We start from the raw sequence: 12,628 nt of genomic DNA, 5'->3' as shown, positions 1-12,628 counted from the left end.
GATTATCTTCACGATTATAGAACGCTTTTCTGCCATGGATTCACGCCAGCTCCGTTATTTCATCGCCGTCTACGAGCAGCGGAACCTGTCGCGTGCGGCCGACCAGGTCAATGTCGCGCAGTCCGCGCTGAGCCATCATATTTCGAACCTGGAGGCCGAGTTCGCAACGCCCCTGTTCGAGCGCAAGTCGCGCGGCATGGAGCCGACCGCGGCCGGCGAGCGGCTCTATGAACACGCGCGCATCATCCTGCGTGCGATGGCGGAGGCCGAGACCGAGGTGCGCGAGGGCGCTCGCGTCATTGCCGGCGACATCTCGATCGGCATGGCAAATTCCGGCGTCAAGGCGATCGGCGTCGAGCTGATGCGCACGGTGCTCACCAAATATCCCAAGCTCAAGATGTCGCTCACCGAGAGCCTGTCGGGCGCGACGCTGATGCATCTGATGGTGTCCAATGTCGATCTCGCGCTGGTCTACAATCCGCCGTCGGAGAAGGAGCTGATCACGGAAGCCGTGCTCGAAGAGGAGATGTTCCTCGTCGGCATTCCAAAACTGGTCGGCAAGAGCAAGGCGCCGATCCGCTTCGAGGAGCTGAACCGGCTGCCGCTGATCCTGCTTCGCTACGGTCTCGGCCTGTCCTCGCGCGCGCTGCTGGACGATCCGGTGCTGCTCAAGCGGCTGGAAGGCGGCGCCATCCTGCACGCCAACTCGATCACAGGCATGACCGGCGCGCTGGTGGAAGGACTGGGCTGCACCATCGCGACAAAGCTGTTCGCACGGGAGGAGCTTGCGGCGGGCCGCCTGGTCGCGCGCGAGGTGATCGAGCCGAAGCTGACCCGCACGCTCTATCTCTGCCGCCTGCGCAACCGCCCGATGACCTATGCCATGGAGGAGATGCGTCGCCTGATGCTGGCGCTGATCGCCGGGCAGGTGCGCAGCGGCGGCTGGCAGGCGACGCTGGCGGAGTAGACACGATGGTGCGCTCCCTCTCCCGCTTGCGGGAGAGGTAACCGGGTTCGCCGAGCGTCTGTCCTGCCTCTCATAGCCGAGTTCGAAAATCTCGAACGCTTCCATCGATATGTTCGTCTGGATTTCTGGCTCGCGGACGCCAACATGGCCGCGATCCGGCAGAGCTTCAGCAAGAAAGCCGCCGGGAACCAGAGCCGCACGCAGATGCGCGCTCTTCCGGGGAGGATTTCATGAGCGTTGTCGGCATCGGCACTGGCTTTGAGCTCGGCACCGCATCCGCGGCACCGGATGAAATCTCGCAGCGCCTGGAGGCGATGCCCGGCTCCGCTTACGTCTGGCGCCTCGTCGTCCTGCTCTCGCTCGGCGGCTGCTTCGAGATCTACGATCTGTTCCTCACCGGCTATATCGCGCCGGGCCTCATTCGCAGCGGCCTGCTCTCCACGACGACGCAGGCCTTCTTCGGCTTCTCCGGCATCGGGGCTTTCGTCGCCGCGACCTTTGCCGGCCTGTTCGTCGGCACCTTCTTCCTCGGCTTTCTGGCCGACCGCTTCGGCCGCCGCGCGATCTTCACCTATGCCCTGCTCTTCTATACCGCGGCATCCGTGATCATGGCCTGCCAGACCTCCCCGGAAGGCCTGCTGTTCTGGCGCTTCCTCGCCGGCATCGGCATCGGCGTCGAGGTCATCACCATCGACGCCTACATCACCGAGCTCGTGCCGAGCCGGATGCGCGGCCGCGCTTTCGCGGTGAACCAGTCGATCATGTTCATCGCCGTGCCCGTCGTCGCCTTTCTCGCCTGGTGGCTGGTGCCGCTCGCGCCTTACGGCATCGACGGCTGGCGCTGGGTGGTGCTGATTGGTGCCGCCGCCAGCATGATCGTCTGGGTGCTGCGGCTGTTCCTGCCCGAAAGCCCGCTCTGGCTGGCGCGGCACGGCCGCGCCGAGGAAGCCTATCGCATCCTTGCAAGACTCGAACTGGCAAAGCTTGGAGCCGCCGGCGGAAACATTGCTCCGGCGCGACCGGCGCCGCCGCCCGCACCGCTGGCCACGCGCTCGGCCGCGGACGTCGGCTTCGCCGACCTGTTCCGCCCGCCTTATCTCTCGCTCGTCGTCCTCTTCATGGTGTTCAACCTCTGCCAGGCCTTCGGCTTCTACGGCTTCGCCAACTGGGTGCCGACGCTGCTGGTGGAGAAGGGCATCAACATCACCAAGAGCCTGCAATATTCCTTCATCGTCGCCTTCGCCTATCCGATCGCGCCGCTGCTGGCCTCGAGCTTTGCCGACAAATTCGAGCGCCGGTGGATCATCGCCGGAGCCTGCGTCGCCATCATCGTCTTCGGCATGGCGTTCGCGCAGCTGACCGAGCCCGTACTGCTGATCGTCTGCGGCGTGCTGCTGACGGCCTGCAACACGACGATGTCCTACGCCTATCACGCCTACCAGACCGAGGTGTTTCCGACCCAGATCCGGGCGCGCGCCTCCGGCCTCGTCTATTCGATGAGCCGGCTGAGCGCGACGTTCTCGGGCTTCATCGTCGCCTACATGCTGAAGGAGGCCGGCGTCACCGGCGTGTTCGGCCTGATTACCGCGGCGATGCTGATCGTGGTGATCGCCATGGCGCTGTTCGGCCCGAACGTGCGCGGCAGGCCGCTGGATACGGTGTGACGTTCCGCACGTCATGGCACTCAGCTGGTGCCGCGGTCGTCGTGCCGATGCCGTTGAGGAAGATCCGATAGCCGGCGGCGGGATCGGCGTCGCCGAGCTTGCCACGACGTGCTCCGCCTGCGGCCGGAAGACGGATTGTCGCGCCTCAACTCTAGGTGTAGTCTGAAGTCTGGATTGGTTCAGATACTGCGCGCCTTTTTTCCAGAATTGCCTTTATTGAACGACGGAACCGTCTGCGGCCCGAACCGGCACGCGATCGGTCAATAGCCCCGACCCATTCGACACCAATAAATTCGATCTAGGATTGTAACCGCCGGCCGACTTGGCCGACCAATGAAAGACGCTTGTCGAAGTCAAGCTGCGGAGACGCGTATCGCGGCGTGGCCTCGAGCCGGCGCTTTTGCCATCGCGGACAACAAAAACGGATGATGATTCAGGGAGAGCAGAACGGCCATGGCACAGATCACGATCAACGGCATCACGATCGATCCTTCGGCTCCGCATGCGGAACGCGCAGCGCTCTCGCTGGATCATGCTAATGCGAAGGAATCTGACTACATCATCGTGCAGACCAACCAGCCGCTCAATGCCGAGCGCAGAAAGCAGCTTGCCAAGGCGGGCGCCAAGATCCTGGAAGCCGTCCCGGGCAGCGCCGTCATCTGTCACTTTCCGGCGTCCGGGCTCGACAAGGTCCGGAAGCTGCCGTTCGTGACGTGGGCAGACGTTTATCCGGGCATCGTAAAGATCGCGCCGGCGCTGCGAAATCTGGACACTCAACCCGGCGGGGTCGCCGCGGCGCGCGCGCTTGCCGCAAAGCCGGCGGCGCTCGATCGCACCAGCGTGACCGTCGACGTCATGCTCCACCGCAATATCGGCGTGAAGGCCGCCGCAAAGGCGATCGCTGAAGCGGCGCATGTGCATCTCGACGACGTCGTCCCGGGCACCGCCAAGGTTCGCGTGACGCTGAAGATGCGCCGTCTTGCCGACGTCGCGGCGCTCGACGAGGTCCGCAGTGTGGAGAAGGTGTTTCCCCGCAAGCTGTTCAACAACATCGCGCGGGGAATTCTTCGCGTTCCCGCGGCGGCGCCGGGCAATGGTGGCGAGGGCACCGGCGAGATCATCGCGATCGCCGATACCGGTTTCGACAAGGGATCGACCACGAACACGCACCCGGCCTTCAAGGGGCGCGTCAAGAAGCTCTATGGGCTCGGCCGTCCCGGACGCAAGGACGATCCGGACGGCCACGGCACTCATGTTGCGGGTTCTGCCCTGGGCGACGGCGTGTCGAAGAGCGACGGCCCGATCCGCGGCACCGCTCCCGGCGCCAAGCTGGTCCTGCAATCCGTGCTCGACAGCGGCGGCAATCTCGGCGGCCTGCCCGACAGCCTCGATGCGCTGTTCGGCCCGCCCTACAAGTCCGACAAGGCGCGAATCCATTCCAACTCCTGGGGCAGCGTCGGAAACTTCGGCGTATACGACTCCCAGGCCAACGAGCTCGACACGTTCGTCTATGCGCATCGCGACATGCTGATCTGCTTCGCCGCGGGGAATGAAGGCAGCGACAAGGATGGCAACGGTCAGGTGGACCCCAACTCCGTGACACCGCCCGGTACGGCCAAGAACTGCCTCACCATCGGCGCCTGCGAGAACAATCGCCCCAACCAGACCATGACCTACGGAGCGGCCTGGCCACACGATTTTCCAGCCACTCCCATTCGATCCGATCGCGTGGCCAACAATCCCGAAGGGATGGTGGCGTTCAGCAGCCGGGGACCCACCAACGACGAACGCATCAAGCCCGACGTCGTGGCGCCGGGATCGTTCATCCTGTCAGCGCGCTCCCGCACCACGCAATCGGAGGGATGGCAGCTCTCGAAGGACCCGCTCTACATGTTCGAGGGCGGCACCAGCATGGCAACCCCCCTGGTCGCCGGGTGTGTTGCCGTGGTCCGGGCGTTCCTGAGAAAGAGCCACGGACTGAAGTCGCCGAGCGCGGCGCTGCTCAAGGCGCTCATCATCAACGGAGCACGCAGTCTTGCCGGACAATACAATCCGTCGGAGGCCGGCTCCGTCGCAAACAACAGTCAGGGCTTCGGCCGGGTCGACGTCCAGGCCGTGGTCGGCCCGCTCGCTGCGAAGGAAACCTTGCAGTTCTTCGACGAGAAAAAGAAGCTCGACGCCGGCGACCGCGAAGACCGCACGGTGACGATCCCCGCGGGAGGCCGTCGCCTGAAGATCACGCTGGTCTGGACCGATCCGCCCGGCGAAGGCCTGCAAAGCGACCTCGACCTCGTCGTGGTCGCCAACAAGCAGGAACGTCACGGCAACATGCCGGCCGGCTCGACGGATTTCGACCGCAGGAACAACGTGGAGCAGGTCATCTTCGACAATCTGCCGCCCGGCGAAGCCGTGATCTCCGTCATCGCGCATTCCATCGCCCTCGCGCCGCAGAATTATGCCCTCGTCATCAGGGTGAGCTAGAGCGTTCCCGGAAGGCTCGGCCTCTTGCTGAACCTTCCGGGTATGTCTACCTCTCGCGGGTGGTTTTCCCGAGAGGTACTCCCATGCTGGATGCCGCCGTCAAGGCGCTGTCGCAAATGATCTCGCCGCCGATGCGCTCGATCCTGTGGCGGTCGATCGGCGTCGCACTGGTGCTGATCATCGTGCTGGCGATCGGCCTGCAGCGGCTGCTCAGCTGGTTTGCGATCTATGGCGAGGTCTGGCTCGAAGGCCTGCTCGGTCCCGGCTGGCACGGCTCGCTCGAGGTCCTGGCCTGGATCGTCTCGATCGCGGCGGGCCTTGGCGTCGTGTTCGGCGCAGTGTTCCTGATGCCGGCGATCACCTCGCTGGTGGCGAGCCTGTTCGTCGACGACGTCGCCGACCATGTCGAGCGCGAGCATTATCCCGCCGAGCGTCCCGGCGTCGCGCTGCCGGTCGGCCAGGCGATCTACGAGGGCGTCAAGACCGCATTGTTGACCATCCTGGTCTATCTGATCGCGCTGCCCTTCGTGTTCCTGGCCGGCGCCGGTTTCCTGATCTTCTTCCTCGCCACGGCCTGGCTGCTGGGACGCGAATATTTCGAGCTCGCCGCGATGCGCTTCCGCTCGCCGGAGGAAGCCAAGGCGATGCGGCGCGACAATGCCGCGACCATCTTCGCTGCCGGCCTGATCATTGCGGCCTTCGTCTCGATCCCGATCGTCAATCTGGCGACGCCGATCTTCGGCATGGCCTTCATGGTCCACATGCACAAGCGGCTGTCGGGTCCACGGCCCGAGCTGATCGAGCCGGCACGGCAGATGCGGTGACGCTGACTTAAGTCACCTGCACTCCAAATTTGCGCAACAGCATCCTGGCGAAGCCGAACGGCGCCGGCGTGAACGGGCCGGGCGGCGCGCGGGTGAGCAGCGCGATGCAGCCGAGCGCGGCCATTGCCACCCAGAAGCACAGCCAGAAGCCGTCGATATAGGCGAGCACATTGGCCTCGCGCTGGACCAGGCCCGCGAGCGTGCCGACCGCGCGGGCCTGCGCCGAGCCCGCACCATGGGCCGCGAAATGGTTGGCGAGCTGCTTCAGCATGCGAACCACATCGACATCACCGACGCCGAGATTCTGGCCGAGATAGAAGGAATGGACCTGCTCGCGGACGCGCAGCCACGTCCCCATCAGCGCCACGCCGATCTCGGCGCCGCCGAGCCGCATGATCTGGATATAGGCGGCAAAGGAGGTCGCGCGGCTGGGATCGGAGTTGGACAGCAGCGTGATGATCAGCGGCAGCAGGGTCAGCGACTGCCCGATCGCCTGCAGCAGCACGATGCCGGCGAAATCCTCGCGCGCCCAGTCATGGCTGAGCTGCGTGCCCCAGAGATTGGCGGCGGCGAAGCAGGCAAATCCCACGACCACCACCGTCCGCGTATCGAAATGCCGCAGCAGCCAGATCGAGAGCGGCACCAGCACGAGCATCGGCAACGCGCCACAGGTGAGAAGCAAAAGGCCGCTCTGCTCCGGCCTGAGCAAGGCGATGGCGCCGAGGAAATTCGGCACCAGCGAGGCGTTGGACAGGCTGGTCAGCGTGTAGAGCAGGATCAGCACCAGCCCCAGGCCGATATTGCGCGAGAACAGCACGTTGACGTGCGCCCATGGCTGCCTGACCAGGGACTCGTTGACGAGGAAGCCTGCGAACAGCACCGCACCGGCGGCCAGCAACGCCATCACCGTTCCCGATCCCAGCCAGTCCAGCCGATTGCCCTGGTCGAGCCCGGCATAGATCATCGAGACAGAGGCGCCGAGCAGCAGCATGCCGCCCCAATCGGCCTCGCCAAGCAGCGTGCGATTGACCGGCTCGTTGGGCGTGCCGAGATAGACCATCAGGCCCATCAGCGGCGCGATCACGACGCTTTGCCAGTACAGCCATTGCCAGCCGAGATGGTCGACATAGAAGCCGACCAGCGAGCTCGACGTGTCCAGCGCGAAGCCGACGCGGATCGAATAGATCGAGATCGCCGGCAGCCACCAGCGGATCGGCAGATTGCGAAACACGATCATCAGCGTCGCCGGCACGAAGGTGCCGAGCAGCAGGCCATGCACGACGCTGAAAGCGAGCAGCGTCGGGTAATCGTGCACGAACGGGATGATCAGCGACACGCCGGCATAGACGAGGCTGGGGATGCCGAGCACGCGGCGCAGGCCGAATACGGTGGCAAGCCAGGCCACCGCGGGCGCGATGAAGATCTGCGAGCCGATGCCGGCCGTGGAGAGCCAGGCGCCCTCGTCGAACGAGAGCGAGAAAGCGCCGCGCAGGTCGGGCAACCCGACCGTGGTCAGCCGGCTGTCGAAATTGGCGAGGAACGAGCCGAGCAGCACGGCCGCGACGGCGAACAGGGGCTGTGGCGCGACGCCACCGCGCGAGAGGGGTCCGCGGCCGGCATCGTCACTTTCCGCCATTCGCGGCCTTCGTGTCGATGCTGGTGACGACCGACATGCCCGGCACCAGCCGCGCCGTGATCGGCTGGTTGTCGTCGAGCTGGATGCGGACGGGAATGCGCTGCACCACCTTGGTGAAATTGCCGGTCGCATTGTCCGGCGGCAACAAGGCGACTTGCGAGCCCGTCGCCGGTGCGATGCGCTCGACCCTGCCGCGCAGCGTCTCACGCGGGAAACTGTCGACGGTGATCTCGACCGGCTGGCCCGGCGCCACGTGCGTGAGCTGGGTCTCCTTGTAGTTCGCGATCACGTAGACCTTGGGCAGCGGCACGACGTTGATGAGGTTGGTGCCGATGTTGACGTAGTCGCCGGGCTGCACCTGACGCTCGCCGACGACGCCATCGAACGGCGCCGCAATCTTCGTATAGCCAAGCTTGAGTTTTGCGCCCGCAAGCGCCGCCTTGGCCGCCTCGACATCCGCGGCGCGCTGCTTCCTGGTGCCCTGCAGGACTTCGAGCTGATGCTGCTGGGCGGCGATCACGGCGCGGCTCGCGCGCACGTCGGCCTGCGCCTTGGCATAGCCCGCGACCGCCTGCTCGAACCGCTGCCGCGTGCCGGATTCACTCTGCGACAGCGATTGCTGGCGCTCCTGCTCCTGTTTCGCCTCGACCTCCAGGGCTTCGGCCGAGAGCCGCGCGGCTTGCGCCTGCGCGATCGTCGCATATTGCAGCTCGACCTGGTTGGCCAGATTGTCGAGCGCGGCCTGAGCGGCGGCGACCGCAGCTTCGGACTGCGCGACTTGCGCCTGATAGTCCGCAGGATCGATCTGGACCAGCAGATCGCCGGCCTTGACGCGCTGGAAGTCGGTGACCCCAACGGTAAGCACTTCGCCGGAGACGCGGCTCGCAAGCTGTGTCAGCTCGGCGCGCACATAGGCGTCATTGGTGGTCTGGATCACCGCGTTGCCGACCCATTCGTCGAAGCGCTGCGTTGCCAGCGCGACGAAGCCGAGCGCGACGATCACCGCGAACAGCGGGATCGCGAGCCGGCTCCACAGCGAGCTCGCCGGCGGCTGCGTGGGCTTCGGCGGCGGGGCCGGCGCGGCGACCGGTGATGGCGACGAGACTTGTTCCTGCTGACTCACGACATCCCTCAAAACGACTTTGCCCCCAAGCGACCTTGCCCGAACGCAAGTCTTGCCGTTACCTCAGACCGTCTTCTCCGGCCAGCGGCAGAGATCGTTGATCAGGCATACCTCGCAGCGCGGCTTGCGCGCGAGGCAAGTATAGCGGCCATGCAAGATCAGCCAATGATGGGCGTGGAGCATGAACTCTGCGGGGATCACCTTTTCGAGACCGAGCTCGACCTCCAGCGGCGTCTTGCCGGGCGCAAGGCCGGTCCGGTTGCCGAGACGGAAGACATGCGTGTCGACCGCCATGGTGTGCTCGCCAAAGGCCATGTTGAGCACGACGTTGGCGGTCTTGCGCCCGGCACCAGGCAGCGATTCGATCTCGGCCCGCGTGCGCGGCACTTCGCCGCCGAACTCGCTGAGCAGTTTTGCCGAGAGCCCGATCACGTTTTTCGCCTTGGTGCGGTAGAGGCCGATGGTCTTGATGTAGTCGCGTAAGGACTCCTCGCCGAGGTCGAGCATCTTCTGCGGCGTATCGGCGACCTCGAACAAGGCGCGCGTCGCCTTGTTGACGCCGGCGTCGGTGGCCTGTGCCGACAGCACCACGGCGACCAGCAGCGTGAACGGGTTGACGTGCTCGAGCTCGCCTTTCGGTTCCGGGTTGGCTTTGCGAAAACGGCTGAAGACCTCGTGGATCTCGGCCGGCGTCCAAGGTTTGATAGATTTGATAGAATTGGGCCTTGTCGCTTTCAGGGATTTTTTGGCCGGCGCCGATTTTTTAGCGGGAGGCTTGGGCTTCGCGACCGTTGCCGTTGCCGTTGCCTTTTTCTTCGGCACGGGCTTTTTGCGCGGGGCCGGCTTGCGGGTGATTTTCGCCATGATCGGGATATACTGAGGGACGATGAGCACAGGCAACGAAATTGAGCGCGACAGCGAAGTGCAGATCTTCTCCGCGCTGCTGACCCCGCACCGCTCGCTGAACCGTACCGGCTTCCTCGCCGTGATGCTGTTCCTGAGCGCCGTCAGCTTCGTCACCGGCCTCGTCTTCCTGATGATGGGGGCATGGCCGGTGTTCGGCTTCTTCGGCCTCGACGTGCTGGTGATCTGGTGGGCCTTCAAGGCCAATTTCCGTAGCGCGCGCGCCCGCGAGGAGATCGTGGTCACGACATCCGAATTGCGCGTGCGGCGCGTCAGCCATCGCGGCCAGGTCGCCGAATGGACCTTCAATCCGCTCTGGGTCCGGCTCGACACGGAAGTCGACGAGGATTTTGGCATCGAGCATCTCTATCTGATTTCGCGGGGCCGCCAGATCCAGATCGCCCGTTTCCTCGGACCGGACGAAAAGGCAAGCTTCTACAAAGGCTTGATCGAAGCCTTGAACGCCGCCAAGCGCGGCCCGACCTACAATCCGGTGACCTGAGCGCTGTCGGAAATCGGGTGGTTTCGAAGCCTGCCCTCTCCTACATTTGCGGGCATGATGACACTCGCGATACATGACCAGCGCCTGGCCAGGCCGGGCTCCCAGAACGCCGCGCTGCGCGACTATGATTCCGTGCGCCGGGCGATCGCCTTCATCTCCGAAAACTGGCGCGCACAGCCGACCATCGAGGCGATGGCGGATGCGGCCGGCGTCACGCCGGACGAGCTGCACCATCTGTTCCGGCGCTGGGCCTCGATCACGCCAAAGGCCTTCATGCAGGCCCTGACCCTCGATCATGCCAAAGGCCTGCTGCGGGATTCAGCGAGCATCCTCGATGCGGCGCTCGACTCGGGCCTCTCGGGCCCGGGCCGCCTGCACGATCTGTTCGTCACGCACGAAGCGATGTCGCCGGGCGAATGGAAGAACGGCGGCGCGGGTCTCATCTTGCGCTACGGCTTCCACCCCTCGCCGTTCGGCACGGCGATCGTGATCGCAACGGACCGCGGACTGTCCGGGCTTGCCTTCGCCGACCCCGGCGAAGAGAAGATCGCGCTCGCCGACATGACGCGGCGATGGCGGAACGCGACTTACGTCGAGGATCACGAAGGCACCGCGCCGCTGGCACAGCGCATCTTCGACACCAAGCTGTGGCGGCCGGACCAGCCGCTGCGTGTGGTGATGATCGGCACCGATTTCGAGGTGCGGGTGTGGGAGACGCTGCTGAAGATCCCGATGGGCCGCGCGGTGTCCTATTCGGACATCGCCTGCAACATCAACAGCCCGAAGGCCTCGCGCGCCGTCGGCGCCGCGGTCGGCAAGAACCCGGTCTCGTTCGTCGTGCCCTGCCACCGCGCGCTCGGCAAGAGCGGCACGCTCACCGGCTATCACTGGGGCATCACCCGCAAGCAGGCGATGCTGGGCTGGGAAGCCGGGCAGCTGGGGATGCAGTAGATTTCGTAGGGTGGGCAAAGGCGGCGCACTTCGCGCGCCGTGCCCACCATTCTTTTGCGATCGTTGATGCATGGTGGGCACGCTACGCTTTTGCCCACCCTACGGTGTCGGCGCTACCCAGCCAGATCCAGCTTCGACGCCACCGTCGAATCCGCATTCAACCGATAGATGATCGGCACACCGGTGGCGAGCTCGCGCTTCAGGATGCCTTCGGGCGACAGCTTCTCCAAGACCATGATCAATGCGCGCAGCGAGTTGCCGTGGGCGGCAACCAGCGTGCGCTTGCCGTTGAGCACGCCGGGCAGGATCTCCTGCACATAGTAAGGCAATGCCCGCGCGAGGGTGTCCTTCAGGCTTTCGCCGCCGGGCGGCGGCACGTCGTAGGAGCGGCGCCAGATCAGCACCTGGTCCTCGCCCCATTTCTTGCGGGCGTCGTCCTTGTTGAGGCCGGAGAGATCGCCGTAGTCGCGCTCGTTCAGCGCGAGGTCCTTGCTCGTCGGCAGGCCTTTCTGATCGAGCTCGCCGAGGATGAGATCGAGCGTGTGCTGCGCGCGCGTCAGCACCGAGGTGTAGGCGACGTCGAACACGAGGCCCTGCGCCTTCAGCTTGCGGCCGGCTTCCTTTGCCTCGGCCACGCCGAGCTCGGTGAGATCGGGATCCTTCCAGCCCGTGAACAGGTTCTTCAGATTCCATTCGCTCTGGCCGTGGCGCACGAGCACGAGAAGACGTTCACTCATCAACTGCTTTCCGTTTTGTTCAGATGTCGGATAGGCCGAGCACGTCGGCCATGGAGTAGTGCCCCGCCGGCTTGCCATGCGCCCACAGCGCCGCCTTCAATGCGCCATGAGCGAACAGCATGCGGTCCTCGGCCTGGTGCGACAGCGTCAGCCGCTCGAACGGGCCGAGGAAGCTCACGCTGTGATCGCCCGCCACGGTGCCGCCGCGCAACGAGGCGAAGCCGATATCGCCGGGCCGGCGCGCGCCGGTGATGCCGTCGCGGCCGCGCGCCGCATGCTCGTCGAGCGCAACGCCGCGGCCGGCAGCAGCCGCTTGGCCCAGCATCAGCGCGGTGCCCGAGGGCGCGTCGATCTTCATGCGATGATGGGTTTCGACGATCTCGATGTCGAAGCTCTGGTCGAGCGCCTTGGCGACGCGCTTGACCACGGCGGCGAGCAGATTGACGCCCAGGCTCATATTGCCGGACTGCACCACGACGGCGCGGTTGGTGACGCTCTTGATCACGGCATTGTCGGAACCCGACAAGCCCGTCGTGCCGATGACGTGGACGAGGCCGCGCTCGGCCGCGATCGCGACATTGGCGAGGGTCGCAGCCGGCACGGTGAAATCGAGGATGCCGTCAGCCTCCTTCGACATCGCCCAGAGGTCGGCCGAGAGCTTGATCCCGTTGGCCGGCAGGCCTGCGAGCACACCGGCATCCTTGCCGAGCAGCTCCGAGCCCGGCGCCTCCAGCGCGCCCGCCAGCACCGCGCCTTTGCTCTCGGCGATCGCCCGCGTCAGCGCCCGGCCCATCCGGCCGCCGGCTCCAGCAACAATCAGGCGCATGTCCGACATGGTGT

At 65.3% G+C, this 12,628-nt stretch carries 11 protein-coding genes; 6 read left to right on the top strand and 5 right to left on the bottom strand.

Annotation, left to right across the window (positions count from 1 at the left end; genetic code table 11):
- Positions 1-34: 34 nt before the first annotated feature.
- The 4 genes from OC450_RS21065 to OC450_RS21050 all read left to right on the top strand — a co-directional run bounded on the left by OC450_RS21065 (position 35) and on the right by OC450_RS21050 (position 5,936).
- Positions 35-967, top strand: coding sequence for a LysR family transcriptional regulator (locus OC450_RS21065; protein ID WP_211383823.1), 933 nt, complete (start codon positions 35-37; stop codon positions 965-967).
- Between the two features lie 230 nt (positions 968-1,197).
- Positions 1,198-2,631, top strand: a complete 1,434-nt coding sequence (locus OC450_RS21060; RefSeq protein ID WP_256807550.1) for an MFS transporter — start codon at positions 1,198-1,200, stop codon at positions 2,629-2,631.
- Positions 2,632-3,084: 453 nt separating this feature from the next.
- Positions 3,085-5,112: a S8 family serine peptidase gene (locus OC450_RS21055; protein ID WP_262048571.1), complete on the top strand. Its 2,028-nt coding sequence runs from the start codon at positions 3,085-3,087 to the stop codon at positions 5,110-5,112.
- Positions 5,113-5,195: 83 nt separating this feature from the next.
- Positions 5,196-5,936: a sulfate transporter family protein gene (locus OC450_RS21050; RefSeq protein WP_262048570.1), complete on the top strand. Its 741-nt coding sequence runs from the start codon at positions 5,196-5,198 to the stop codon at positions 5,934-5,936.
- A 7-nt stretch (positions 5,937-5,943) separates the two neighbouring features.
- On the opposite strand, the gene OC450_RS21045 is transcribed toward OC450_RS21050, so the two are convergent.
- From OC450_RS21045 to nth, 3 genes are all read right to left on the bottom strand, one after another.
- Positions 5,944-7,572: an MFS transporter gene (locus OC450_RS21045; RefSeq protein WP_262048569.1), complete on the bottom strand. Its 1,629-nt coding sequence runs from the start codon at positions 7,570-7,572 to the stop codon at positions 5,944-5,946.
- Entirely contained in the window at positions 7,559-8,695 is a 1,137-nt protein-coding gene (locus tag OC450_RS21040) for an HlyD family secretion protein (protein WP_211383818.1), read from the bottom strand. Before OC450_RS21040 ends, OC450_RS21045 begins: the two co-directional genes overlap by 14 nt.
- A 63-nt stretch (positions 8,696-8,758) precedes the next feature.
- Positions 8,759-9,559 carry an endonuclease III gene (gene nth, locus OC450_RS21035; RefSeq protein WP_262048568.1) on the bottom strand — a complete coding sequence of 267 codons (801 nt, stop codon included), beginning with the start codon at positions 9,557-9,559 and terminating at the stop codon, positions 8,759-8,761.
- A 22-nt stretch (positions 9,560-9,581) separates the two neighbouring features.
- On the opposite strand from nth, the gene OC450_RS21030 reads away from it, so the two are divergent.
- Together OC450_RS21030 and OC450_RS21025 are read left to right on the top strand one after the other, a co-directional pair.
- A complete protein-coding gene (locus OC450_RS21030; RefSeq protein ID WP_211383816.1) occupies positions 9,582-10,100 on the top strand; it encodes a DUF2244 domain-containing protein in 519 nt (172 codons plus the stop codon).
- A 54-nt stretch (positions 10,101-10,154) separates the two neighbouring features.
- On the top strand, positions 10,155-11,051 hold the full coding sequence (locus OC450_RS21025; protein WP_211383815.1) for a methylated-DNA--[protein]-cysteine S-methyltransferase: 897 nt from the start codon (positions 10,155-10,157) through the stop codon (positions 11,049-11,051).
- Positions 11,052-11,164: 113 nt separating this feature from the next.
- On the opposite strand, the gene OC450_RS21020 is transcribed toward OC450_RS21025, so the two are convergent.
- Together OC450_RS21020 and dapB are read right to left on the bottom strand one after the other, a co-directional pair.
- Positions 11,165-11,788 (bottom strand): 2,3-bisphosphoglycerate-dependent phosphoglycerate mutase, encoded by a 624-nt coding sequence (locus OC450_RS21020; RefSeq protein ID WP_211383814.1) that lies wholly within the window; start codon positions 11,786-11,788, stop codon positions 11,165-11,167.
- A 19-nt stretch (positions 11,789-11,807) separates the two neighbouring features.
- Positions 11,808-12,623, bottom strand: a complete 816-nt coding sequence (gene dapB / locus OC450_RS21015) for a 4-hydroxy-tetrahydrodipicolinate reductase (protein ID WP_211383813.1) — start codon at positions 12,621-12,623, stop codon at positions 11,808-11,810.
- Positions 12,624-12,628 lie beyond the last annotated feature (5 nt).

The organism is Bradyrhizobium sp. Bra78 (assembly GCF_024519855.1).
Lineage (GTDB): Bacteria > Pseudomonadota > Alphaproteobacteria > Rhizobiales > Xanthobacteraceae > Bradyrhizobium > Bradyrhizobium japonicum_G.
Note: the sequence above shows the minus strand (reverse complement) of the source record. Positions and strands in the feature narration are given on the sequence as shown.

What these genes read in the sequence shown, in the direction of transcription:
- OC450_RS21025 (WP_211383815.1), top strand. Translation starts at nt 10,155, where the DNA reads ATGATGACACTCGCGATACATGACCAGCGCCTGGCCAGGCCGGGCTCC.
- OC450_RS21060 (WP_256807550.1), top strand. Translation starts at nt 1,198, where the DNA reads ATGAGCGTTGTCGGCATCGGCACTGGCTTTGAGCTCGGCACCGCATCC.
- dapB (WP_211383813.1), bottom strand. Translation starts at nt 12,623, where the DNA reads ATGTCGGACATGCGCCTGATTGTTGCTGGAGCCGGCGGCCGGATGGGC.
- OC450_RS21055 (WP_262048571.1), top strand. Translation starts at nt 3,085, where the DNA reads ATGGCACAGATCACGATCAACGGCATCACGATCGATCCTTCGGCTCCG.
- OC450_RS21050 (WP_262048570.1), top strand. Translation starts at nt 5,196, where the DNA reads ATGCTGGATGCCGCCGTCAAGGCGCTGTCGCAAATGATCTCGCCGCCG.
- OC450_RS21030 (WP_211383816.1), top strand. Translation starts at nt 9,582, where the DNA reads ATGAGCACAGGCAACGAAATTGAGCGCGACAGCGAAGTGCAGATCTTC.
- OC450_RS21020 (WP_211383814.1), bottom strand. Translation starts at nt 11,788, where the DNA reads ATGAGTGAACGTCTTCTCGTGCTCGTGCGCCACGGCCAGAGCGAATGG.
- OC450_RS21065 (WP_211383823.1), top strand. Translation starts at nt 35, where the DNA reads ATGGATTCACGCCAGCTCCGTTATTTCATCGCCGTCTACGAGCAGCGG.
- OC450_RS21045 (WP_262048569.1), bottom strand. Translation starts at nt 7,572, where the DNA reads ATGGCGGAAAGTGACGATGCCGGCCGCGGACCCCTCTCGCGCGGTGGC.
- nth (WP_262048568.1), bottom strand. Translation starts at nt 9,559, where the DNA reads ATGGCGAAAATCACCCGCAAGCCGGCCCCGCGCAAAAAGCCCGTGCCG.